Genomic DNA, 512 nt, shown 5'->3' with positions numbered 1-512 from the left:
CTTACCACTTTGTGATTCATGACTGGGGTGAAGTCGTAACAAGGTAACCGTAGGGGAACCTGCGGTTGGATCACCTCCTTACCACAAGATACGCATTGTGCAGTGTCCACACAGATTGTCTGATGAATGTAAATGAGCAAGAGCACCTGTTGATGCGGTGAAGGCGACTTCACGCTGATGCGAAAGTGCCAAATCTTAGGGTTTGGTACAGATTTTTCGTGTCCCCATCGTCTAGAGGCCTAGGACACTGCCCTTTCACGGCTGTAACAGGGGTTCGAATCCCCTTGGGGACGCCAATCCGATAATGAGTGAAAGACATTATCACCGGTTCATTAAGAACCACAAAGTATCTTAAAGATGACTCTAGCGAGTCGTGTTTAAGATATTGCTCTTTAACAATCTGGAACAAGCTGAAAATTGAAACGACACAGCTGAAACTTATCTCTCCGTAGCAGTACTGAGGTAAGGAGTACCCTGTGTTGAGTCTCTCTAGACTTGCAATGCGTCGCGTG

1 tRNA gene and 1 rRNA gene are annotated in these 512 nt (G+C 46.7%); both read left to right on the top strand.

Annotated elements, in window-relative coordinates:
- Positions 1 to 81 (top strand): 16S ribosomal RNA (locus ACMV8I_RS21360); the annotation flags it as partial.
- 139 nt (positions 82 to 220) lie between these two features.
- Positions 221 to 296 (top strand) — tRNA-Glu (locus ACMV8I_RS21355).
- The last annotated feature ends 216 nt before the right edge of the window (positions 297 to 512 follow it).

The sequence above is a fragment of the Ewingella sp. S1.OA.A_B6 genome, from assembly GCF_049889095.1.
Lineage (GTDB): Bacteria > Pseudomonadota > Gammaproteobacteria > Enterobacterales > Enterobacteriaceae > Ewingella.
The sequence above is the reverse complement of the archived record's forward strand: the minus strand, read 5'-3'. Positions and strand labels throughout refer to the sequence as shown.